The organism is Cobetia sp. PDI-12MA (genome assembly GCF_059507695.1).
In genome coordinates, this window is sequence record NZ_CM183351.1 from 3,697,607 (window position 1) to 3,721,712 (window position 24,106).

At 61.3% G+C, this 24,106-nt stretch carries 16 protein-coding genes, 2 tRNA genes and 2 rRNA genes; 4 read left to right on the forward strand and 16 right to left on the reverse strand.

Annotation, left to right across the window (positions count from 1 at the left end):
• Window positions 1–50: 50 nt before the first annotated feature.
• From AC5WNI_RS15600 to ffh, 14 genes are all read right to left on the reverse strand, one after another.
• Window positions 51–2,938: ribosomal RNA gene (locus tag AC5WNI_RS15600) — 23S ribosomal RNA — on the reverse strand.
• A gap of 231 nt (window positions 2,939–3,169) precedes the next feature.
• Window positions 3,170–3,245: transfer RNA gene (locus AC5WNI_RS15605), tRNA-Ala, on the reverse strand.
• 40 nt (window positions 3,246–3,285) lie between these two features.
• Window positions 3,286–3,362: transfer RNA gene (locus AC5WNI_RS15610), tRNA-Ile, on the reverse strand.
• Between the two features lie 76 nt (window positions 3,363–3,438).
• A 16S ribosomal RNA gene (locus AC5WNI_RS15615) occupies window positions 3,439–4,979 on the reverse strand.
• Together the 16S and 23S rRNA genes with 2 tRNA genes alongside form the textbook arrangement of a ribosomal RNA operon.
• Before the next feature lie 481 nt (window positions 4,980–5,460).
• Window positions 5,461–7,245 (reverse strand): single-stranded-DNA-specific exonuclease RecJ, encoded by a 1,785-nt coding sequence (locus AC5WNI_RS15620; RefSeq protein ID WP_438940933.1) that lies wholly within the window; start codon window positions 7,243–7,245, stop codon window positions 5,461–5,463.
• Between the two features lie 180 nt (window positions 7,246–7,425).
• A complete protein-coding gene (gene thrC / locus AC5WNI_RS15625; protein WP_175090718.1) occupies window positions 7,426–8,817 on the reverse strand; it encodes a threonine synthase in 1,392 nt (463 codons plus the stop codon).
• Between the two features lie 115 nt (window positions 8,818–8,932).
• Window positions 8,933–10,249: a homoserine dehydrogenase gene (locus AC5WNI_RS15630; protein WP_175090719.1), complete on the reverse strand. Its 1,317-nt coding sequence runs from the start codon at window positions 10,247–10,249 to the stop codon at window positions 8,933–8,935.
• A 190-nt stretch (window positions 10,250–10,439) separates the two neighbouring features.
• Window positions 10,440–11,210 (reverse strand): DsbC family protein, encoded by a 771-nt coding sequence (locus tag AC5WNI_RS15635; protein ID WP_495928558.1) that lies wholly within the window; start codon window positions 11,208–11,210, stop codon window positions 10,440–10,442.
• Between the two features lie 39 nt (window positions 11,211–11,249).
• Window positions 11,250–12,155, reverse strand: coding sequence for a site-specific tyrosine recombinase XerD (gene xerD, locus AC5WNI_RS15640; protein WP_175090737.1), 906 nt, complete (start codon window positions 12,153–12,155; stop codon window positions 11,250–11,252).
• 267 nt (window positions 12,156–12,422) lie between these two features.
• Window positions 12,423–12,779 carry a 50S ribosomal protein L19 gene (gene rplS / locus AC5WNI_RS15645; protein WP_175090721.1) on the reverse strand — a complete coding sequence of 119 codons (357 nt, stop codon included), beginning with the start codon at window positions 12,777–12,779 and terminating at the stop codon, window positions 12,423–12,425.
• Window positions 12,780–12,975: 196 nt separating this feature from the next.
• Window positions 12,976–13,728: a tRNA (guanosine(37)-N1)-methyltransferase TrmD gene (gene trmD, locus AC5WNI_RS15650; RefSeq protein ID WP_175090722.1), complete on the reverse strand. Its 753-nt coding sequence runs from the start codon at window positions 13,726–13,728 to the stop codon at window positions 12,976–12,978.
• A 25-nt stretch (window positions 13,729–13,753) separates the two neighbouring features.
• Window positions 13,754–14,320 (reverse strand): ribosome maturation factor RimM, encoded by a 567-nt coding sequence (gene rimM, locus AC5WNI_RS15655; RefSeq protein ID WP_175090723.1) that lies wholly within the window; start codon window positions 14,318–14,320, stop codon window positions 13,754–13,756.
• A 7-nt stretch (window positions 14,321–14,327) separates the two neighbouring features.
• Complete coding sequence (rpsP, locus tag AC5WNI_RS15660; protein WP_175090724.1) at window positions 14,328–14,579, reverse strand: 30S ribosomal protein S16; 252 nt, start codon at window positions 14,577–14,579, stop codon at window positions 14,328–14,330.
• 223 nt (window positions 14,580–14,802) lie between these two features.
• Window positions 14,803–16,221, reverse strand: a complete 1,419-nt coding sequence (gene ffh, locus AC5WNI_RS15665) for a signal recognition particle protein (protein ID WP_495928559.1) — start codon at window positions 16,219–16,221, stop codon at window positions 14,803–14,805.
• Window positions 16,222–16,605: 384 nt separating this feature from the next.
• Between ffh and AC5WNI_RS15670 the strand changes: the two genes are divergently transcribed.
• From AC5WNI_RS15670 to AC5WNI_RS15680, 3 genes are all read left to right on the forward strand, one after another.
• A complete protein-coding gene (locus AC5WNI_RS15670) occupies window positions 16,606–17,403 on the forward strand; it encodes a cytochrome C assembly family protein (RefSeq protein ID WP_175090726.1) in 798 nt (265 codons plus the stop codon).
• Window positions 17,404–17,502: 99 nt separating this feature from the next.
• Entirely contained in the window at window positions 17,503–18,780 is a 1,278-nt protein-coding gene (locus tag AC5WNI_RS15675) for an HlyC/CorC family transporter (RefSeq protein WP_175090727.1), read from the forward strand.
• Window positions 18,781–19,028: 248 nt separating this feature from the next.
• Window positions 19,029–20,285 carry a multidrug effflux MFS transporter gene (locus AC5WNI_RS15680; RefSeq protein ID WP_175090728.1) on the forward strand — a complete coding sequence of 419 codons (1,257 nt, stop codon included), beginning with the start codon at window positions 19,029–19,031 and terminating at the stop codon, window positions 20,283–20,285.
• A 143-nt stretch (window positions 20,286–20,428) separates the two neighbouring features.
• Here the strand turns inward: AC5WNI_RS15680 and AC5WNI_RS15685 are convergent, their stop codons facing one another.
• Together AC5WNI_RS15685 and AC5WNI_RS15690 are read right to left on the reverse strand one after the other, a co-directional pair.
• Window positions 20,429–22,321 carry an MFS transporter gene (locus AC5WNI_RS15685; protein ID WP_175090729.1) on the reverse strand — a complete coding sequence of 631 codons (1,893 nt, stop codon included), beginning with the start codon at window positions 22,319–22,321 and terminating at the stop codon, window positions 20,429–20,431.
• On the reverse strand, window positions 22,318–22,962 hold the full coding sequence (locus AC5WNI_RS15690) for a TetR/AcrR family transcriptional regulator (RefSeq protein WP_043336466.1): 645 nt from the start codon (window positions 22,960–22,962) through the stop codon (window positions 22,318–22,320). The genes AC5WNI_RS15685 and AC5WNI_RS15690 overlap by 4 nt, the downstream gene beginning before the upstream one ends.
• Before the next feature lie 295 nt (window positions 22,963–23,257).
• Between AC5WNI_RS15690 and AC5WNI_RS15695 the strand changes: the two genes are divergently transcribed.
• Window positions 23,258–23,968, forward strand: a complete 711-nt coding sequence (locus AC5WNI_RS15695; protein WP_282627968.1) for an SOS response-associated peptidase — start codon at window positions 23,258–23,260, stop codon at window positions 23,966–23,968.
• Window positions 23,969–24,106: the final 138 nt, after the last annotated feature.

Genomic DNA, 24,106 nt, shown 5'->3' on the forward strand with positions numbered 1-24,106 from the left:
ATCCTGTCGCAATCCCGGCGGTTTGCCGGAGCAAACCCCTTGGGTGTTATATGGTCAAGCCTCACGGGCAATTAGTACTGGTTAGCTCAACACATTGCTGTGCTTCCACACCCAGCCTATCAACCTTGTAGTCTTCAAGGGCCCTTCAGGAGGCGCAAGGCCTCAGGGAAGTCTCATCTTGAAGGGGGCTTCCCGCTTAGATGCCTTCAGCGGTTATCCCGTCCGAACGTAGCTACCGGGCAATGCCATTGGCATGACAACCCGAACACCAGAGGTTCGTCCACTCCGGTCCTCTCGTACTAGGAGCAGCTCTTCTCAAACTTCCGACGCCCACGGCAGATAGGGACCGAACTGTCTCACGACGTTCTAAACCCAGCTCGCGTACCACTTTAAATGGCGAACAGCCATACCCTTGGGACCGACTTCAGCCCCAGGATGTGATGAGCCGACATCGAGGTGCCAAACACCGCCGTCGATGTGAACTCTTGGGCGGTATCAGCCTGTTATCCCCGGAGTACCTTTTATCCGTTGAGCGATGGCCCTTCCATACAGAACCACCGGATCACTAGAACCTACTTTCGTACCTGCTCGACGTGTCTGTCTCGCAGTCAAGCACCCTTATGCTCTTGCACTCAATGCACGATTTCCAACCGTGCTGAGGGTACCTTCGTGCTCCTCCGTTACTCTTTAGGAGGAGACCGCCCCAGTCAAACTACCCACCATACACTGTCCTCGATCCGGATGACGGACCTGAGTTAGAACGCCAATGATGTCAGGCTGGTATTTCAAGGTTGGCTCCACCGCATCTGGCGACGCGGTTTCAAAGCCTCCCAGCTATCCTACACAGACAACATCAGCATCCAGTGTAAAGCTATAGTAAAGGTTCACGGGGTCTTTCCGTCTAGCCGCGGGTACACAGCATCTTCACTGCGATTTCAATTTCACTGAGTCTCGGGTGGAGACAGCGTGGCCATCATTACGCCATTCGTGCAGGTCGGAACTTACCCGACAAGGAATTTCGCTACCTTAGGACCGTTATAGTTACGGCCGCCGTTTACCGGGGCTTCGATCAAGAGCTTCGGACGAATCCTAACCCCATCAATTAACCTTCCGGCACCGGGCAGGCGTCACACCCTATACGTCCGCTTGCGCGTTTGCAGAGTGCTGTGTTTTTAATAAACAGTTGCAGCCACCTGGTATCTTCGACCGGTAGGAGCTTACGGAGCAAGTCCTTCACTCGAACCGGTGCACCTTCTCCCGAAGTTACGGTGCCATTTTGCCTAGTTCCTTCACCCGAGTTCTCTCAAGCGCCTTGGTATTCTCTACCTGACCACCTGTGTCGGTTTGGGGTACGGTCGCATGTGATCTGAAGCTTAGAGGCTTTTCCTGGAAGCGTGGCATCGATGACTTCCTGACCGTGGTCAGTTCGTCTCGCATCTCGACCTCGGAGGAACCGGATTTGCCTGATTCCTCGGCCTACATGCTTTCACCAGGACAACCAACGCCTGGCTCACCTAGCCTTCTTCGTCCCCCCATCGCAACCACATCCGGTACGGGAATATTAACCCGTTTCCCATCGACTACGCGTTTCCGCCTCGCCTTAGGGGCCGACTCACTCTGCTCCGATTAACGTAGAACAGAAAACCTTGGTCTTCCGGCGGGGGAGTTTTTCACTCCCCTTATCGTTACTCATGTCAGCATTCGCACTCGTGATACCTCCAGCAGACTTTTCAATCTACCTTCATTGGCTTACACGACGCTCCTCTACCGCTCATCCAGAGGATGAACCCGTAGCTTCGGTACCTGATTTAGCCCCGTTATATCTTCCGCGCAGGCCGACTCGACTAGTGAGCTATTACGCTTTCTTTAAAGGATGGCTGCTTCTAAGCCAACCTCCTAGCTGTCTGAGCCTTCCCACATCGTTTCCCACTTAATCAGGATTTTGGGACCTTAGCTGACGGTCTGGGTTGTTTCCCTTTTCACAACGGACGTTAGCACCCGCTGTGTGTCTCCCACGCTGCACTCACTGGTATTCGGAGTTTGCCTCGGGTTGGTAAGTCGGGATGACCCCCTAGCCGAAACAGTGCTCTACCCCCAGCGGTGATACGTGAGGCGCTACCTAAATAGCTTTCGAGGAGAACCAGCTATCTCCGGGCTTGATTAGCCTTTCACTCCGATCCACAGCTCATCCCAGCATTTTTCAACATACTTGGGTTCGGGCCTCCAATTGATGTTACTCAATCTTCACCCTGGCCATGGATAGATCGCCCGGTTTCGGGTCTATACCCTGCGACTGGTCGCCCAGTTAAGACTCGGTTTCCCTACGCCTCCCCTATACGGTTAAGCTCGCCACAGAATATAAGTCGCTGACCCATTATACAAAAGGTACGCGGTCACACCACGAAGGTGCTCCCACTGCTTGTACGCATACGGTTTCAGGATCTATTTCACTCCCCTCGCCGGGGTTCTTTTCGCCTTTCCCTCACGGTACTGGTTCACTATCGGTCAGCCAGGAGTATTTAGCCTTGGAGGATGGTCCCCCCATGTTCAGTCAGGGTTTCTCGTGCCCCGACCTACTCGATTTCACGTGGCTCAGACTTCGACTACGGGACTATCACCCTGTATCGTCAAGCTTCCCAGCTTGTTCGCCTGTCAGTTGTCACGCTTAAGGGCTGGTCCCCGTTCGCTCGCCGCTACTTGGGGAATCTCGGTTGATTTCTTTTCCTCCGGGTACTTAGATGTTTCAGTTCCCCGGGTTTGCCTCTATAGGTTATGTATTGGCCTATAGATACTCACCTGATGGTGAGTGGGTTTCCCCATTCGGAAATCGTTGGGTCGCAGGGTATTTGCCACCTCGCCAACGCTTATCGCAGGCTATCACGTCCTTCATCGCCTCTGGCTGCCAAGGCATCCACCGTATGCGCTTAATCGCTTGACCATATAACCCCAAGGGGTCTGTCAAGGATTACGAATCTGTCGGACCTCTCCGACATATCGTTTGATGGAGATGTGCTTGGCGCACATTCCATCGTCAGCATGATTCACATTGTTAAAGAGCGGCTGTTCAGAGAACAGTGAGAAGTCACACAACCTTCACGAGGAAGGCGATATGCTTGTCACTGTGGACTGTGCAGCGTTATCAGGTAGTAGAAGCTGAACCGGACTTTCATGGTGGAGCCAAGCGGGATCGAACCGCTGACCTCCTGCGTGCAAGGCAGGCGCTCTCCCAGCTGAGCTATGGCCCCAAAAGTCGGCAAAACCGTGTCGACAAAAGCACGAAGCTTTTGGTGGGTCTGGGCAGATTTGAACTGCCGACCTCACCCTTATCAGGGGTGCGCTCTAACCAACTGAGCTACAGACCCGACACTACTACTCGATAAACTAACTTGATCAGGTAATTCGTTGTGAGCACTTGCCGCGAGCAGTAGACAGTGTCGATAAGGAGGTGATCCAGCCCCAGGTTCCCCTAGGGCTACCTTGTTACGACTTCACCCCAGTCATGAACCACACCGTGGTGATCGCCCTCCCGAAGGTTAGGCTAACCACTTCTGGTGCAGTCCACTCCCATGGTGTGACGGGCGGTGTGTACAAGGCCCGGGAACGTATTCACCGTGGCATTCTGATCCACGATTACTAGCGATTCCGACTTCATGGAGTCGAGTTGCAGACTCCAATCCGGACTGAGGCAAGCTTTATGGGATTGGCTCCACGTCGCCGTATTGCAACCCTTTGTACTTGCCATTGTAGCACGTGTGTAGCCCTACCCGTAAGGGCCATGATGACTTGACGTCGTCCCCACCTTCCTCCGGTTTGTCACCGGCAGTCTCCTTAGAGTTCCCGACATTACTCGCTGGCAAATAAGGATAGGGGTTGCGCTCGTTACGGGACTTAACCCAACATTTCACAACACGAGCTGACGACAGCCATGCAGCACCTGTCTCAGAGTTCCCGAAGGCACCAATCCATCTCTGGAAAGTCCTCTGGATGTCAAGGGTAGGTAAGGTTCTTCGCGTTGCATCGAATTAAACCACATGCTCCACCGCTTGTGCGGGCCCCCGTCAATTCATTTGAGTTTTAACCTTGCGGCCGTACTCCCCAGGCGGTCAACTTATTGCGTTAGCTGCGCCACTAAGTCCTCAAGGGACCCAACGGCTAGTTGACATCGTTTACGGCGTGGACTACCAGGGTATCTAATCCTGTTTGCTACCCACGCTTTCGCACCTCAGTGTCAGTGTCAGTCCAGAAGGCCGCCTTCGCCACTGGTATTCCTCCCGATCTCTACGCATTTCACCGCTACACCGGGAATTCTACCTTCCTCTCCTGCACTCTAGCCAAGCAGTTCCAGATGCCGTTCCCAGGTTGAGCCCGGGGCTTTCACACCTGGCTGACTTAGCCACCTACGCGCGCTTTACGCCCAGTAATTCCGATTAACGCTTGCACCCTCCGTATTACCGCGGCTGCTGGCACGGAGTTAGCCGGTGCTTCTTCTGCGAGTGATGTCTTTCCTCGGAAGTATTAATCCCGAGGCGTTCTTCCTCGCTGAAAGTGCTTTACAACCCGAAGGCCTTCTTCACACACGCGGCATGGCTGGATCAGGCTTTCGCCCATTGTCCAATATTCCCCACTGCTGCCTCCCGTAGGAGTCTGGGCCGTGTCTCAGTCCCAGTGTGGCTGATCATCCTCTCAGACCAGCTACGGATCGTCGCCTTGGTGAGCCGTTACCTCACCAACAAGCTAATCCGACATGGGCTCATCCGATAGCGCAAGGTCCGAAGATCCCCTGCTTTCTCCCGTAGGACGTATGCGGTATTAGCCTGAGTTTCCCCAGGTTGTCCCCCACTATCGGGCAGATCCCCATGCATTACTCACCCGTCCGCCGCTCGACGCCTTCTAGCAAGCTAGAATCGTTTCCGCTCGACTTGCATGTGTTAAGCCTGCCGCCAGCGTTCAATCTGAGCCATGATCAAACTCTTCAGTTGAAAGCTTGATAGTCTGTTAAGCAGACCAAACTTGGTTCAGAGTCAAACTTCTCGTGAGAGGCTTGCTCCGATATTTGGTGACCTTGTCACCACTCATCGGCAAGCGCTCACACGAATTACCTGATCAAATTTTTAAAGAGCGTCACTGTGAAGCGAGGAGGCATATTCTACCCGGAACGCTTGATAAGTCAAGCACTTGATGATGAGTCAATCGACTGCCTCTAAGCATCATCAAGCGGTGAGGAGCATTGCTCGATCACCTGTTCCACAAGGAGTGCGGCGTATTCTAGCCAATCGCCCGGGATTGTCAATCGATGATTTTCGAAGCGGGCTTCAAAAACATCAAGCAAAACAATCACCTGCAAACCTCTTTCACCGCTGGTAACGCCATGCGTCCCCGGCAGCGGATGCGTACTTTACGCAGAAATCGGTTTGATGGCAAGGGTTTTTGGGCCTGGAATTTCAATTCATCCAAACAAGCTCATGCAGGCACTGCGTGCTCCAGCATCAACTGCAGTGACTCTCTCCCCCGCCAGCGATTGCGCGACAGCTTGTAAGCACACTTCACAGAGGAACCCACACCGAATGCCGGCGATTCCCCCGGCGACAGCGCACGGAACCAGATCGCCTTGAGGCGCGTACGCCCGAGCGAGAGTTCCAATGACAGGTGCGTGCCATCGGCGCCTACCGGCCTGAGACTCTCGACCAGGAAGCTGCCCTCGAAGAGAGGCGCCTCGAACTCACGTCCGAAGGGCGCCAGACGCTCGAGCTCATCCAGCGTTTCCAGACTCAGCTGCCCTTCCACCAGCTCACCATCGCTGAGAATCAAGGGATTGAGCGCCCTCTCCCCCAACTGCTCCGCGGCTGCCTGTTGCAGAGCACGAGTGAAGGTATCCTTTTCCGCCAGCGGCAAGCCCACCCCAGCGGCGCCGCGATGTCCACCGAAGCGCGGCAGGCAGTGCGGCACGAGATCATGGGCGCGCTGCAGCGCATTCCGCAGGTGCAATCCTTCGATGGAGCGCCCGGAGCCCGTCAACATGCCGGGCACTGCGGCTGGTGTCAGCACGACGGTCGGGCGCCCGAACTGCTGCACCAGGCGCGAAGCGACAATGCCCTGCACCCCGGGATGACCATCCTCCAGGTGGACCACGATCACCTGATGACCTTCCCGCAAGGAGGTGAGCGCCAGGGCACGCGCCGACTCCACCATCTCGGCCTCGATCGCCTTGCGTGACTGGTTGTCCTGATCGAGCACTTCCAGTGCACGCTGGGCAGCATCATCTTCACGCGCCAACATGAAATGCAGCGCGGCGTACGGGTCATCCAGACGCGAGCGGGCATTGATACGCGGCCCCATCTGGAAGGCCAGCGTCTCGGCATTGAAGGGCACGCTATCCGCCCCGAGCCGTTCTGCCATCGCGCGCCAGCAGGGTTCCTGCATGCGGTTGATCAGCGTGAGGCCCAGATTGACGACCGCACGATTGATCGCACTCCCCCCCAATGACACACAGTCCGCCACTGTCCCCAGTGCCACATACGACAACCACGGCGACAGCTTGGGGGCGTCGCTCGCCAACCTGCCCTGTTCGATCAAGATGTTGCGCGTCAAGGACATGGTCAGCCAGGCGACCATGCAACCGGCAATGGTCGCGTCGGGGTAGGCGCAGTCATCGCGTGTCGGATTGACGGTCGCGTAGGCGGAAGCCGGCGGCCCTTCCTGAGGCAGTGCATGGTGATCCGTCACCACGACATCTATCCCCGCTTCCTTGAGCAACGCCAGACGCGCCTCATCACTGGAGCCGCAGTCCGCGGTCACGATCAATGACGGGCGCGGCGACAGCGTCATGATGCGCTCGACCAGCGGCAGACTGATCCCATAACCATCATGGATGCGATGGCCGATAAGGCTATGCACGCGGTCGTAAGGCACATCGAACAGCTCGGTCAGCGTGCGCAGCATCACCACATGCGAGGTGATGCCGTCCACGTCATAGTCCGTGAGGATGCCGATATGCTCCCCCTCGGCGACGGCGCGCGCGATGCGCTCTGCCGCGCGCCGGCCATCGGCCAGCCGTTCGGGATGCTCGATATGCCGGAGCGCCGGTGTGACCAGCGCCTCCAGGGGGGCCTTGCAGCTCTCCAGCGTCAGGCGCCCTGCCAGCACACGCGCCTGCAATTCACTGAGCCCGGTCGCGATGCCCTGTTGATAGAGACGCTCGTCCCGCACGCGCGGCTGAATGACTCGCGCAATGCTGGCCGCGAGCATGCGCTCATCCGGTCGACTCATGGAATCTTGCGAGAATGGGGGCGACACGGGGGAAGTGACAGACATGAAGAGCTCCTGACAAACGACATGGCCGTCATCTCGGCAGCGGACTGCAGACATGACGGCCATGAAAAGATGACTGCCGATCACCCCGAGCGGGCAAACCGGCAGTTGTTGCAATCACCCGCGGCGATTTTCGCGCACGAAGTCCTGCACTGCCGCCAACTCCGCCGGCAGTACGCTATAGCGCTCCTCGCGCTCCAGCAGGTCATGCAGGTGCGGCGGCAGGTCGACGCCAGCAAAGCCGGCACGCGCCACGGCTTCGGCAAACTTGGCCGGATGCGCCGTCGACAGCGTGATCATCGGCGTCGCGCTATCGGTACGGCAGACCTCAGCCGCACGATAGCCGGTTGCCGTATGCGGATCGAGAATCTCACCGGTGCGATGGTGGGCCTCACGGATGACTTCGAGGATCGTCTCGTCATCGACACTGTGACTGGAGAACAGCTCACGCAGCTTCGCCAGCGGGACATCCGCCAGTGCTGCCGGTTCACGCGAGAAGTGCTCGAGCAGCTCACGGATCGCCTGACCATCGCGGCCATAGGCCTCGAACAGCAGGCGCTCGAAGTTGGAGGACACCACGATATCCATCGACGGTGCCAGCGTCGCCTTCAGCTCCTGACGCGAGAAGTCATTGGAGGAGATGGTGCGATGCAGAATGTCGTTGGCGTTGGTGGCGATCACCAGCTGGCGCACCGGCAGCCCCATGCGCGAGGCCAGATAGCCGGCAAAGATGTTGCCGAAGTTGGCCGACGGCACCGTGAAACTGACCTGGCGCGCCGGAGCACCCAGCGCCACACCGGCGGCCACGTAGTAGACGGTCTGAGCCATGATACGCGCCCAGTTGATCGAGTTGACCGCAACCAGACGCGTGCCGTTCAGGAAGTCCTGATCGGCAAAGCTGGCCTTCACCATCGCCTGGGCATCATCGAAGTTGCCTTCGATGGCGATGTTGAAGACGTTGGGCGCCAGCACGGAGGTCATCTGGCGACGCTGCACTTCGGAGACACGGTTGTGCGGATGCAGAATGAAGATATCCACATGATCGCAGGCACGGCAGCCTTCGATGGCGGCAGAACCGGTATCGCCGGAGGTCGCGCCCATGATCACCGCACGCTCGCCGCGCTTGGCGAGGAAGTGATCCAGCAGGCGACCCAGCAGCTGCAGCGCGACATCCTTGAAGGCCAGCGTCGGGCCGTGGAACAGCTCCAGCAGGTAATGGTTGCTGTCGAGCTGATTGAGCGGCGCGACGGCATCGTGACTAAAGGTCGCGTAGGTCTCGCGCACGATGTCACGGAAGGTCTCGTCATCGATGGCGCCATCGACGAAGGGCTTCATGACACGGAAGGCGATTTCCGCGTAGGACTCACCGGCCATCGCCGTCAGTTCTTCGGCGCTGAACTGCGGCAGGGTTTCCGGCACGTACAGGCCACCATCGCTGGCAAGCCCCGTGAGAACCACATCTTCAAAACCGAGCGCCGGCGCCTGGCCGCGCGTGGAGATATAACGCATGTCGTGTCTTCCCGTGGCTCTTGCCACCGTTATGATTCTTGCTCTTCCGGCCTGCGCCGGCTGCCCAGCGGGGCGGTGCCATCAGCGTCGATAGCCCCACCCCGTTTGCCCGCGATCAGGCGTTGTCGTCGAGATCCTCGACACGAATGCGCACCACGGACCCGGCGACATCCACCAGCGCTTCCAGCTGACGAATCGCTTCGTTCATGTGCAGTTCGCGCGCACGGTGCGTGAGCAGAATGATCGGCACCAGCTCCCCTTCGGTGGCTTCCTTCTGGATGATCGCCTCGATGGAGATGCCCTGATCGGAGAGTATCGACGCGACACGTGCCAACACGCCCGGGCGGTCCACTGCGTGCAGACGCAGATAGCAGGCCGTCTCGATCTCTTCCATCGGCAGGATCGGCAGAGTGTCGCCGTGCTGATTAATCTCGGAGAAGGCCAGATACGGCACGCGGTAGCGGTGGTCGGTGGCGATATCGCGCGCCACGTCGAGCAGGTCCGCGACCACGGCAGAGGCCGTCGGCTCGGCACCGGCGCCAGCGCCGTAATAAAGGGTCGGGCCGACAGCGTCGCCCATCACCTCGATGGCATTCTTGACGCCATGCACATTGGCCAGCAGACGCTCCTTGGGAATCAGCGTCGGATGCACGCGCAGCTCGAGGCCCTTGGCCGTGGCGCGAGTGATGCCCAGATGCTTGATGATGTAGCCCAGGTTATCGGCCTGCTCGATGTCCTCGGCCGTGATGCGCGAGATGCCTTCGGTGTAGGCCTTGTCGAACTGCAGCGGCACGCCGAAGGCGATCGAGGCCAGGATGGTCAGCTTGTGCGCGGCATCGATGCCTTCGACATCGAAGGTCGGATCGGCTTCGGCATAGCCCAGCGCCTGAGCCTCGGCCAGCACGTCCTCGAAGCTGCGACCTTCATCACGCATCGCGCTGAGGATGAAGTTGCCGGTGCCGTTGATGATGCCGGCCAGCCACTGGATGCGGTTGGCACCCAGACCTTCACGCAGCGACTTGATGACGGGAATGCCACCGGCCACTGCGGCTTCGAAGGCTACCATCACGCCTTTCTCGGCCGCGGCACGGAAGATCTCATTGCCGTGGACGGCGATCAGCGCCTTGTTGGCGGTCACGACATGCTTGCCGTTGGCGATGGCTTCCATCACCAGCTCATAGGCGACATCGTAGCCGCCGATCAGCTCGACCAGCACGTCGACCTCGGGATTACGCGCGACCTCGAAGATGTCATGCGTGCGGCTGACGCCGGTGATGTCGCAGTCAGGATTGTCGCGTCGTGCGCCGACCTGTTCGACGATGATCGGGCGTCCAGCACGACGCGCAATCTCATCGGCATTGCGAATCAGCACGTTATAAGTGCCGCCGCCTACGGTCCCTAGACCACAGATTCCTACTTTCACCGGTTTCAACGTCGCTTTCCTCTCTTGTTACGGTATCCAGCCTTGAGGGCCGCGCCACTGTCAGCGACGGCCTTGCCGATCTCACGTCGGTCTATTATCCAGACATCCTGCACGTACGTCTGTCGTGACCACGGTAGCAAGGCAGGACGCCCTGTCAACGCGCAGTCTTGTCGCCTGTGGTTCATGTGATTCGTGTGGCTCAGTCATCGATGCCCAGCATGGTGGCAAGACGCTCCACCGGCAGGTAGCCCGGCACCATCTGGCCATCCGGCATCACGATGGCCGGGGTGCCCTGCACTCCCATGCGCGTGCCCAGCTGATACTGGCTTTGCACCGGCGCATCGCAGCTGGCCGCCTGCCTGGGCACTTCGCCTTCATTCTTGATCTGGTTCATCGCCTCGGTGCGATTCTCGGCGCACCACACCTGCGCCAGTTCACGTGCGCCCTGCGAGCGCATGCCACCGCGCGGGAAGGCCAGATAGCGCACTTCGATGCCGCGTGCATTGAGCTCCGGCACTTCCTGGTGCAGCTTGCGGCAATACGGGCAGGTGGTGTCGGTGAAGACACTGATCACCGCCTTGACCTCACCCGCCGGGCGGAAGATGACCATATCATCTTCACTGACCTCGGCCAGCAGCTTGAGACGCTCGCCATTGGCCTTCTGCTCGCTGAGATTGACCAGCCCCTTGTCGCCATCATTGCGGTACATCTCACCCACGATCAGATGCTTGCCGTCGATATCGGTAAAGAAGCTCTCGCCACTGGTCAGGCGCACCTCATAGAGGCCATCGATGGGGCTTGAGGCCAGTGATTCGACCGGCAGCGGCTGGCCATTGACGACGAGCTTGTCACGCAGATCATCCAGGGTATCAGCCTGGGCCAATGGCGCCACCAGCGTCAGCACGGCGCCGGCACTCAAGAGGCGAATCGCACGGGACAGGGCCTGCGGACGACGGAAAGACTTGCTCATCAAACACTCCTTGGCGTCCGCGCGCAGAGGAAAGGACACTCAGCCACGCGGATGATGTTCGGCATGCAGACGCTCCAGACGCGCCTGGGCCACATGGGTATAGATCTGGGTCGTGGAAAGATCACGATGTCCCAGCAACAGCTGCACGACACGCAGGTTGGCACCGTGATTGAGAAGGTGCGTGGCGAAGGCATGGCGCAGCGTATGCGGTGACAGAGGCTTGCTGATGGCCGCAGTCACGGCGTGACGCCGGATGCGATGCCAGAAGGTCTGTCGCGTCATGGCCTTGTCGTGTCGGCCGGGAAACAGTGCCGGACGCGTCTGGTCGGCCATCATCGCAGGTCGGCCAACGGACAGCCAGCGTGACAACCAGTCACAGGCCTCCTCGCCCAGCGGCACCAGCCGCTCACGATCGCCCTTGCCGGTGACACGCACGACGCCCTGGCGCAGATTGAGCGCATCGACACTCAGGTTGACCAGCTCGCTGATACGCAGCCCCGCCCCATAGAGCACTTCGAGCATGGTGCGGTCACGCAGCCCGATGGGCGTCTCGAGATCCGGCGCCTCCAGCAGGCGCTCGACCTCTTCCTCATCCAGCGTGCCCGGCAGGCTGGGAATCACGCGCGGCAGGCGCACCTCATGCAGCGGGTCCGCCTCGATCATGCCTTCGGCCAGCGCCCAGCGATAGAAGCGCCGCAATGCCGACAGCAGGCGCGCCGTGGAGCGCAGCGCATGCGACTCACGCCGCGAGTCACAGAAGACCTGCACCTTCTGCGGTGCCACGCTCAGCAAGGGCACCGTGTCAGCACCCGCCTCCGCCTGATCGGCCAACCAGCGCCGCCAGGCCGTGAGATCACTGCGATAGGCACCGAGCGTATTGTCACTGGCGCCCCGCTCTAGCCACAACGTATCGAGAAAGGCCTCGACCAACGCATCGTCGTCCATCATTCCCGCTCCCCCATCCTGAATGACGCGCCATCCACGCTCGCGTGGCCGTCATGTACCGCGGCACCGGGCCTGCGTGAGCCTCGATTCTACCGTGATGCCCTGACGATGAAATGAACCCGCTGCAAGTCACACCGGATTTCCCTGGCGCACACACGAAGACCCCGCCATGCGATGCATGGCGGGGTCTTCGTGTGGCGGAGGAGCAAGTGGCAATTCGCTCCCCCGCAGTACTGCCGAGTTCTGCAGTCAGGGAATGCGGAGCGCTTAGCCCAGCTTTTCCTTGATGCGTGCAGACTTGCCGCTACGCTCACGGAGGTAGTACAGCTTGGCCTGACGGACGTCACCACGACGCTTGACGTCGATAGCGGCAACCTGCGGGCTGTAAGTCTGGAAGGTACGCTCGACGCCCACACCGTGGGAGATCTTGCGGACGGTGAAGGCGGAGTTCAGACCGCGGTTACGCTTGCCGATCACCACGCCTTCGAAGGCCTGCAGACGCTCACGAGTACCTTCGACAACCTTGACCTGGACGACGATGGTGTCGCCCGGTGCAAAGGCCGGGACTTCCTTGGCCATCTGCTCGTTTTCGATCGCCTGGATCAGTTTATTCTTGCTGCTCATCGCTAGCTCCAAATTCGTTAGCATCAATCCCGAGATTGATGTTCGTCATGACCCCGGCACCGCAAACGGCCTTGAACACGGGGATCGACCTTGTGTGTGACGCGCCACGGAACTCCCGCAAGATGACTCCGGGCCGTGCCGCACCTCCGCCACGGTGGTGGCCTTCTCCTGACAGCGAACCTTCGGTTCGCAGCGGTCAGGCCTTGCCTTTCCGGGCGTGCTGCGCGATGAACTCGTCGAGCAGCTTGCGCTCCTCACGAGTCAACGTGCGACTCTCCAGCAAATCCGGACGCCTGAGCCAGGTACGTCCCAGAGACTGCTGCAACCGCCAGCGCTTGATCAGGGCATGATTGCCACTGAGCAGAACATCCGGCACCCGCTTGCCGTCGATGACTTCAGGGCGGGTATAGTGCGGACAATCGAGCAGGCCATCAGTGAAGGAATCCTCCTCCGCGCTGGCTTCATGCCCGAGTACGCCCGGCACCAGGCGCGCAACCGTATCGATCAGGACCATGGCCGGCAGTTCCCCGCCAGACAGGACGTAATCGCCGATCGACCACTCCTCATCGATCTCCTCTTCCACCACGCGTTCGTCAATGCCTTCATAGCGTCCGGCCACCACGATCAGGCGCTCATTCGTCGCCAGTTCACGGGCACCGGCCTGATCCAGCTTGCGGCCTTGCGGGGAGAGATAGATCACGCGGGCGTCGTCACCACCAGCGGCACGGGCGTCACGAATGGCACCTCGCAGGGTCTCGACCTTCATCAACATGCCGGGACCACCGCCGTAGGGACGATCATCGACCGTACGGTGCCTGTCGGTGGCGTAGTCGCGAGGATTCCAGAAATCAACCTCGAGCAGGCCCTTGTCGACCGCTCGGCCGGTCACGCCACTGGCGGTAATCGCCGTGAACATTTCCGGAAACAGGCTCACTACACCAATCCACACAGGCGTCAGCTCTCTGTGCTTAACATCAGAATTCGGGATCCCAGTCGACGCTCATGCGCCCAGAGGTGAGATCCACATCGCGAACCACCTGATCGGGAAGGTACGGCACGAGCCGTTCCTTCTCATCGATGCTGTCGTCGTTCGGCTTTATCACCAGAACGTCGTTGGCACCGGTCTCCATCAGGGTGCTCACTTTCCCGAGGCGCTGGCCATCCAGCGTTACCACCTCGAGACCTTCCAGTTGATGCCAGTAGTACTCACCGACTTCCAGCTGCGGCAGGTGCTGCTTGGGCAGGAGAATCTCCGCCCCGGCCAGCTCCTGTGCTGCTTCGCGACTGTCGATACCTTCGAGCTGTGCCACCAGGCCCTTGCCATGGCGACGTGCCTGAGCGAGGCGGGCGGGAATCTGCTTCCCGTCCAGCTTCAGCATCCAGCCAGCGTAATCGAAGATGCCGTCAATCGGGCTGGTGTAGGAATACACCTTGAGCCAGCCTTTGACGCCATAGGGGCTGGTAAGCTTCCCCATTACCACCACATCATCGTCATGCGATGACGCTGCGGTCGGCTGCGGATTGTTCGGTTGAGTAGGCATCCTGGAATCAAGCCTGCTGCTTGCCAGCTTCCTTGATCAGCTGAGCGACACGGTCAGAGACCTGTGCGCCCTGCTGCTGCCAGTGAGCGATGCGCTCGAGATCGACGCGCAGACGCTCTTCCTGGCCGCGAGCGACCGGGTTGAAGAAGCCGACGCGCTCGATGAAGCGGCCATCACGGGCTGTGCGGGAGTCAGCTACAGCCAGGTGGTAGAAGGGACGCTTCTTGGCGCCACCACGTGCCAGACGAATGGTAACCATTGCGTAATCTGTCCTTCGTGTTGAAGTGAAAATCGTGCCACAGAACTCGTCTTCGCATGGAGGGTCCACACGAAGAGGCGACATTCTACGGAAATTGGCAAGCCTTGGAAACCTTTTTCCAAGGCCATACACACGCTCCGCGACACGGGACGTGCCACGGAGCGCTATTCCAGGTGTCAGCGCCCATGTCTCATCAGCGCTGCATCGGGCATCGGGTCAGCAATCAGCGACGCGGGAAGCGTCCGCCACCCATACCGCCCATGCCCCCCATACCGCCGGGGCCGCCAGGACCACCGCCACCGCCCATCATGCCGGACATGCCACGCATCATCTTCTGCATGCCACCTTTCTTGCCGGCCTTCTTCATCATCTTGGCCATCTGCTTGTGCTGCTTGAGCAAACGGTTGAGGTCCGGCACCTGAGTACCGGAGCCCATGCAGATGCGGCGCTTGCGCGACCCATTGATGAGGGCTGGGTTGCGGCGCTCCTTGGGCGTCATGGAGTTGATCATCGCCTCCAGCTTGCCCAGCTCCTTCTCGCTGGCCTGGCTCTGGGCGACTTCCGCCAGCTGCCCCATGCCCGGCAGCTTGGACATCAGGCTGCCCATGCCCCCCATGTTCTTGAGCTGCTGCAACTGGTCACGGAAGTCCTCGAGATCGAAGCCTTCGCCTTTCTTGACCTTGCTGGCCAGCTGCTCGGCCTTGCTCTTGTCGACGGTGCGCTCGGCTTCCTCGATCAGCGACAGCATGTCGCCCATGCCGAGGATGCGCGAGGCGATGCGGTCCGGGTGGAAGGGTTCGAGGGCGTCGACCTTCTCCCCCATGCCCATGAACTTGATCGGCTTGCCGGTGATGTGACGTACGGACAGGGCCGCACCGCCACGCGCATCACCGTCGGCCTTGGTCAGCACGACACCGGTCAGTGGCAAGGCTTCATGGAAGGCCTTGGCGGTGTTGGCGGCATCCTGACCGGTCATCGCATCGACGACGAACAGCGTCTCGTCGGGATTGACGCTGCGGTGCAGGGCGGCAATCTCGTCCATCATGTCGGCATCGACATGCAGGCGACCGGCGGTATCGACCAGCACCACGTCGTGGAACTGGATACGCGCGTGCTTCATCGCCGCTTCGGCGATGGCCACCGGCTGCTGGGAGGAGTCGGAGGGGAAGAAATCGACCCCGACTTCCTTGGCCAGCGTTTCCAGCTGGTCGATGGCGGCCGGACGATAGACGTCCGCCGAGACCACCAGCACCTTCTTCTTCTCGCGCTCACGCAGGTAGCGTGCCAGCTTGGCGACGGTGGTGGTCTTGCCCGCGCCCTGCAGGCCTGCCATCAGAATGACGGCCGGACTGCCCTTGAGCGTCAGACCTTCATTGGCTTCGCCCATGATCGCTTCCAGCTCCTGCTGGACGATCTTGACGAACTGCTGGCCCGGCGACAGGCTCTTGGACACTTCCTGACCGACGGCACGTTCGCGCACTCGCTCGATGAAGGCCTTGACCACCGGCAGCGCGACATCGGCTTCAAGCAACGCCTTGCGCACTTCGCGCAGGGTGTCCTTGATGTTGTCTTCCGTCAGCTTGGCCTGGCCGGTAATCGACTTCAGCGTATGCGACAGGCGATCACTCAAACTTTGAAACATGGGCCTCTCCGGCTAGGGACGTCTGGGGTCCGCGCTGCGGGGACGAGGGCGTAAGCCACCTCGTGACCGGCGCACGGCATGACGCCCCAGCGCGTGAATGGTTATCCTGTCGCGCATTATACGCACAGGGCGGCCGTGTCTCCATGCATGCAAGACTTGCAAGTCGCCATCCTGGCGATGACATGCATGAAGGAAGCAGCGCCGACAATCGTCATGCAATGCGGAGTCTGTTGCCGCGCGGGCCTCATCGCCCGTCAGAGCACGCGACAGGACACCGCGAGTGGATGCAATCCCGGCGGCGCATTCGGTATAGTCTCTGCAGATAGACAGTGTCTCATGCGAGGCCTGATCTCCCGCTACCCTCCGGCACCTGGACAACAGCACATGCAGGCTCTGCCTTTTGCCTTTCTGGCCATCATCTTCTATCTCGGCGCCGGCCTCTGGCAGGGCCTTACCCTGACACGCCGCGTCCCGGCACGCACGCGTCTGGTGCGCAGCCTGGCGCTGATCGCCGTCGCCTGCCATTCCGTCATCGTCTGGGTCACGCTCAACCACGGTGGCGCGCTGCACCTCGGACTGTTCGAGAGCGCTTCGCTGGTCAGCTGGGCCATCTGCCTGCTGCTGGTCATCGCCAGCCTGTTCAAGCCGGTGATCGCCGGGGGCGCGGCGCTGTTCCCGGTCGCCGCCGCCTGCGTGCTCGGCGTGATGAACCTGCCGAGCGCCACCACCGAGAACCCGCTCTCCCCCGGCCTGGTCGCCCACATCTTCACCTCGGTGGCGGCGTTGGCCTTCTTCAGCATCGCGGCCATGCAGGCCGGGCTGCTGTCACTGCAACAGCATGCGCTCAAGAAGCGACATACCCGCGGTATCGTCCAGGTGCTGCCGGCACTGACCAGCATGGAGCGCGCGCTGTTCGAGCTGATCTGGGCCGGCATGATCCTGCTCAGCGTATCGATCATCAGCGGCACCATCTATCTGGACAACATGTTCGCCCAGCATCTGGCTCACAAGACCGTGCTCAGCCTTGGCGCCTGGATCATCTTCGCCGTACTGCTGTTCGGGCATCACGTGCTGGGCTGGCGCGGCCAGCGTGCCGCACGCTGGACACTGGGCGGCTGCCTGGTACTGGCACTGGCCTTCTTCGGCACCAAGTTCGTGCTGCAAGTGATATTTTCCCACTAAGTCCTGCCATCCCGACAGAGATCGCTCGCTGCGCCTGATGCATTGCAGCGAGCGTGTCAGTATCATGCGCCTAAATCCGCCACCGAGGACCCTTCACTCTTGAGCGACGACACCCCGTTGGGGCTGCTGTTCGGCCTACTGGTCATCCTGATCATCCTGTCTGCCTTCTTCTCGAGTTCCGAGACCGGCATGATGTCGATCAACCGCTACCGTCTCAGTCACCGCGCCAAGGGCGGTGAGCGCGGCGCCAAGCGTGTTACCCGCCTGCTTTCCCGCCCGGACCGCCTGATCGGCGTCATCCTGATCGGCAACAACTTCGTCAACAACCTGGCCGCCTCGCTGGCGACCATCATCGCGATCCATTACTTCGGTGATGTCTCAGGCCCGGCCGTCTCGACCGCCGTGTTGACCATCGTGGTGCTGATCTTTGCCGAAGTGACGCCCAAGACCATGGCCGCCGTGAACCCGGAGCGCATCGCCTATCCGGCCTCTCTGGTACTGGAGCCGTTGCTCAAGCTGCTCTACCCGCTGGTATGGCTGGTCAATGGCATCTCCAATAGCCTGCTGCGTCTCTTCGGCGTGCGCGATGTCAGCGGCGGCGCCGACAGCCTGACTCGTGACGAGCTGCGCACCGTGGTCCATGAGGCTGGCAGCATGATTCCGCGTCGCCACCAGGGCATGCTGCTGTCGATCCTCGATCTCGAGAACGTCACCGTCGATGACATCATGGTGCCTCGTCAGGAGATCTTCGGCATCGACCTGGACGATGACCTCGACATCATCCTCAGCCATATCCGCGCCAGTCAGCACACGCGGGTGCCGGTCTACAAGGGGGACATCAACAACATCATAGGCATCCTGCACCTGCGCAACGCGGCGCGCTTCCTGTCACTGGACGAGGTCACCAAGGCCTCCATCATCCAGGAAGCCCGCGAGCCCTACTTCATCCCGGAGTCCACGCCGCTGCATACCCAGCTGCTCAACTTCCAGAAGCAGAAACGCCGCATCGGCATCGTGGTCGACGAGTATGGCGATGTGCAGGGGCTGGCGACATTGGAGGACATCCTCGAGGAGATCGTCGGCGAGTTCACCACCGATGTCGCCGGTACGCATCAGGAGATCCACCCGCAGGACAACGGCAGTTACGTGATCGAAGGCACCGCCAACATCCGCGAGATCAACAAGGCCATCGGCTGGCAGCTGCCGACTGACGGTCCCAAGACACTCAACGGCCTGATTCTGGAACACCTGGAATCCTTCCCGGATGCTCCGGCCAGTCTCGCCATCGGCACTACGCGCATCGAGATCCAGCAGGTGAAGGACAACCAGATCACCTCGGCACGCTGCTGGCAGGCAGCCCGCACCACACGCACCTGATGTCGCCATTGCCCCTCGGCATCACGTCGTGATGCCAAAAAGAGCCCGCCACCCGGCGGGCTCTTCACGTTCCAGCTCGTTGCAATGCCGTGTTGCATGCCGTGAAGCGGCCAATGGCGAAGACACGCGTTATCCTCTGCCTGCGCCACGACGAGCACGGTGACATCCGGCCTGTTGACTCACGATCACCGCCACCGAATCCGCCGACCGTCTTTCCGCCACGCCCACCACCTGCACAAAGGGCCGACATGACCTCAGCCTCCCCTTCGAAGATTGCACTGCAGCACCACCCCGCCCGCTTCACGCTGATGCTGGCGTTGATGGTCGCCCTCGCCCCTCTGGCCACTGACGCCTATCTGCCTGCCATGCCGTCCATGGCAGGCGACTTCGGCGTGGACGAGCATCGTATCGGCCTGACCATCACCATGTTCTTCTTCGGCTACGCGATGGGGCAGCTGGGCGGCGGTCCGCTGTCCGACAGCCTGGGGCGTCGCCCGGTGGCCCTGAGCGGCTTCGTGCTGTTTCTCGTCGCCGGTCTGGGCTGCGCACTGACCCGCGACTTCCATTGGCTGCTGTTCTGGCGAGTGCTGCAGGGCATCGCCACCGGCATGACAGGTGGTGTCTCACGCACCGTGGTAAGGGATGTCGCGACCGGCAAGGACGCCGCTCGCCTGATGACCAACGTCACCATGGTGCTGATGACCGCGCCGTTGATCGCCCCGTCCCTCGGGGCCTTGGTGATCTCGCTGAGCCACTGGACGACAATCTTCTTCGCGCTGGGGGTCTACGGACTGCTGGTCGGCCTGATCATCCATCGCTGGCTGCCGGAAACCCACCCGCCCAGCGAGCGCACGCCCTTCAAGCCCCGCAATGTGCTGCGTAGCTATCGTGACATCCTCTCCACGCGCGGTGTACCCGGCCATCTGATGCTGATCCTGTGCGGCCCCGGCATCATGTTCACCTTCATCACCAATGCCAGCTATCTGTATCAGGGGCTGCTCGGGATGACACCGCCTCAGTTCGCGCTGGCTTTCGGTGCCAACGTGGTGGCGATGTTCGTCGGCAATCGTCTCAATCATGTCGGCCTCAAGCACCTGCGCATGCGCACCCTGGTCAAGCTGGCACTGGGTGTCCAGCTGACAGGCATCTGCTGGCTGCTGGGGCTGGGCCTGAGCGGCATGATCAGCGCCGCTACCATGATTCCCGGCATGCTGGTGGTACTTGGCGCAGGCGCCATGATCACCCCCAACGTGATGGCAGACTACCAGTCGCTCTTCGCCCGCGGTCACGGTGTCGCCAATGCCATCTCGGGCACCACGCTCTTCCTGGGCGGCGGGCTCTATGGTGCCATTGCCAGTCTGTGGCTGAACGGCACTGACATGCTGCCGGTGCCCCTGGTGATGCTGACAGCCTGCCTGATCGGCAGCATCGGCTTCTGGATCACGCGCCATACCGCCCCGTCCAATCAGCCCAGTGCCCGCAGTGGCGCCACCACGTCTGCTTGAGTGAGCCCACCGGCCGCCCTGGATGAGGCACACGCAAAAAGACGCCGCCCGCGAGATCACGGGCGGCGTCTTGTCTTCAGGGGCAGGGCTGGCTCTCACCAACCGGGGTGACGGCTGAACACGAGCGAGGCCGCTTCATCCTGTCACCGATTGCCTGCCAGGCGTGTCGCCTTGCGATGCAGATCACGCACCGCTTCTTCGAGCTCCACCGCCTTGGTGCCGACAGGGTCGAAGGTACGTCCTACACACAGCTCTACCCGCCCGCGCAGACGCCGCGGGAACTTGGCGAAAGCAGGCCCGCCGCCGTGGGAGAACCAGGACCCCCATAGTCCGCCCAGCGCCATCGGAATCACCGGCACCGGGTCACGCGCCAGAATCAACTCCAGCCCGCGCCGGAAGCGGCCGACCTCACCATCACGCGTCAGCTTGCCCTCGGGGAAGATCATCACGACTTCTCCCTCGCGCAGCGCCTTGCCGACTTCCTCCAGCGAACGGCGCACCCCTGCCGGGTCCTTGCGTGAGGAATCCACCGGAATCGCCCCGGCAATGCGGAAGAACCACTTGAGCCACGGCGAGTGATAGATCTCGGCATCCATCAGGAAACGCAGCGGACGCGGACTGGCCCCGCCCAGAATCAGCGCATCCATGAAGCTGACGTGATTGCACACCACCAGCGCCGCCCCTTCCGCCGGTATCCGCCAGCGCCCCTTGAGGTGCAGGCGATACATCAGGTGGATGAGGATGAAGATATTGAGGCGCAGGAAGGGGCGCGGGTCGCGCAGCATGCAGACCACTGCGATCAGTCCGCTGATCAGGGACAGCAACAGCAGGAAATCCGGAATATCGCGCCCCATCACGCCCAGCACCAGAATGCCGGCACCGGCCGACAGCACCATCAGCAGGGCATTGAGCACGTTGTTGGCGGCGATCATGCGTGCGCGGTGATCTTCAGGACTGCGGATCTGCAACAGGGTATAGAGCGGCACGATATAGAGGCCACCACCGAACCCGATGACGCCGAGATCCAGCCACATGCGCCAGAAACCGGCGATGCCCAGCAGCTCGATCAAGGGCATGGCCATCTGCGCCTCAGCCAGTGCCGGGCGCAGGGCAAGATCCAGCCCGCCAGCGAAGATGATCAGCGCGCCGAAGGGGACCAGTCCCGTCTCGAGGCGCCCGCGCGAGACACGTTCACAGGCCAGCGACCCCAACCCGATACCGATGGCAAAGGCCGCCAGCAAGGCAGAGGTCGCCCCTTCGGCCCCATGCACGATATCGCGCGCATAGGCCGGCAATTGCGTCAGATAGCTGGCGCCGAGGAACCAGAAGGCACTGATGCCCAGCAGCGCCCAGCGTAGCCGGCGGTTGCTCAGCCCTTCACGCATCACCGCGATGCTGCCGGAGAGCGGCCGCCACGGCACGGGGCCGGGCGAAGCGGAGGGTGCCGGCGGAATCTTGCCGGCCGCCATCACGCCCAGCAGGGACAAGGAAACCAGCGACGCGGAGAGCGCCCAGCGTGCCAGCTCGCCGCCCAGTGCCATCAAGGCCGCGGCAGCAAGGGTACCGATCAGGATGGCCAGAAAGGTGCCCAGCTCGACCCAGGCATTGCCGCTGACCAGCTCATCCGGCTTGAGATGCTGGGGCAGGATGGCGTACTTGACCGGGCCGAAGAGCGCCGACTGGGTGCCCATCATGAACAGCAGCGCCAGCAGCAACTCCCAGGCTTCGAAGATCAAGGCGCCGGCCGCCACGCTCATGGTAGCCAGCTCCAGCCACTTGAGTCGCACGATCAGGCGCTGCTTGTCGAGGCGGTCAGCCAACAGGCCGCCCCAGGCGGAGAACAGCAGAAAAGGCAGGATGAAAAGACCGGCCGCCAGGTTGTTGACGATGCCGGTGTCCCAGCCCCGCTGCTCGATGACCACGAAGGTCATCAGCAGCAGCAAGGCGTTCTTGAACAGATTGTCATTGAAGGCCCCGAGGGCCTGGGTCCAGAAGAAGGGCGCAAAACGGGGTCGCCGGAGCAGTTCTCGACTCATTTTCCAGCTTCCGTGGCATCCCCCGCACACGCAGCCTCGCTGCGTACCTTGAGCCCTGCCAACATGGTGTCCAGCAACTGATCGAGAAGCTCCGTCACTTCCAGTGGCTGCCCCTGCCAGAGCCCCAGACGCTCGTTCATGCCCAGCTGCACCAGACCATGCACGCTACCCCACAGCGTGCGCGCCATGCGCTTGGCCTCGACGGACTCGACGCGTGGGGCGTACTCGACCAAAGCCCCCTCCACACGCTCGAACAGCCCTTCGATCATCGCGTTCTGACGCTGGTCCAGCTCCCCTTCCTGGGCGAGCGGGAAGTCGAACAGCAGCTGCCAGCGATAAGGGTCGCGCTGGGCGAAGCCCCAGTAGGCGCGCGCCAAGGCCTTGAGGCGCTCCGAAGGACTCGGCGTCTCCTGTCCGGCTATCGCATCGCGCAGCCTGTCCAGCGTCGCCAGATTGACGTGCTGGAGCAGGTTGCCGAAGCTGCCATAGAGCTTGAGCAGGGTGCTGGGCGCACAACCGACTTCGCGAGCCAGGTTGCGCAGAGACAGGGCGTGAACGGGCTGCTCTTTGAGCCATTCATCGCAGGTCTCCATTACCCGCGCATGCAGCGCTTCCGGTGCATGCTGACGTGGACGGGCCATCGAATTCCTCTGATGCTTGAGATGCGTTACCGCGTAGCGAGTCTGACGCGGCGTGTGTTCGGACAGCACGGGTGGGCAAAGGGTTGCGACGCCTTGCGGGCACCTCTTGGAGCACCCCGTATCAGTCATTGAATCGAACAGTGTTTCCGTCCAGCATATCGAGACTGAGCACAAACGCAAGCATCACCAAGGTGTGGCATGCTGGCATGCGTGACGTGCAGCGCGATCCACACCCCATCTCAGGCAGCAGCTGCCGCTGCATGTTCCCTTCGCCTCATCGCCTCAAAGGATTCTCGTGGCCGGTCGTCTGTATATCCCCCCCTACCCCGCTGACCTGCCCCCCGACGAACTGTTCGGGTCGCTGGCGACTCCCGCGCTCGAACGCCAGTTGCGCAGCGAACTGCTGGTCAGTGCCAATCGCGCCCCGCGCATGCCCGCCTCGATGCTGCGTCTGGAAGGCCCCAGCCTGCGGCTGGTGCCGGCACTCTGGGGCCTGACACCCAGCTGGCTGGAGATCATGGACCACGCCCCGCACGTGGCGCGTGCAGAGTCGCTGGAAACGCGACGCATGTTCCGCGAGTCGTTCATCAGCCAACGGGCACTGATCCCCGTCGGCGGTGTCTATGTGTGGAAGGAACAACCGCGCATGAAGCAGCCGTTTCTGGTCACGCACCCGACCCGCGCTCCGCTGTTGCTGGCCGCCCTCTGGACGCGCCACTTCAGCGCTCCCCTGATGGAGGGGCTCCCCCCCGAGGGTCGCGACAGCTTCGCGCTGATCAGTGTCGAGTGCGCCGGGGTCACGTCACGCCTGACCGATCGCATGCCCGCCGTGATCGCGCCGCATCAGGTACGCGACTGGCTGAATGCCGAGACGCCGCTGGAGACAGCCCGCAGCATGCTGACACCGAACGTCAGCCTGGCCGCCTTTCCGGTCGCACGCCTCGTCAACGACCCCGAGCATCAGGAGTGGAGCGTCGCCCACCCCACCGGCCCGATGCTGACCTGAATCCGCCTGCGTCGACGGCACGTATTGACGATGGTGGCACTGCATCGCTCTATCGCCTCGCGCACATGTTCGCCCAATGAGAACCATCACCGAGTCAGCGCCACCTGCCCGAGCAGCGGTGGCATGAATCAGGAGAGA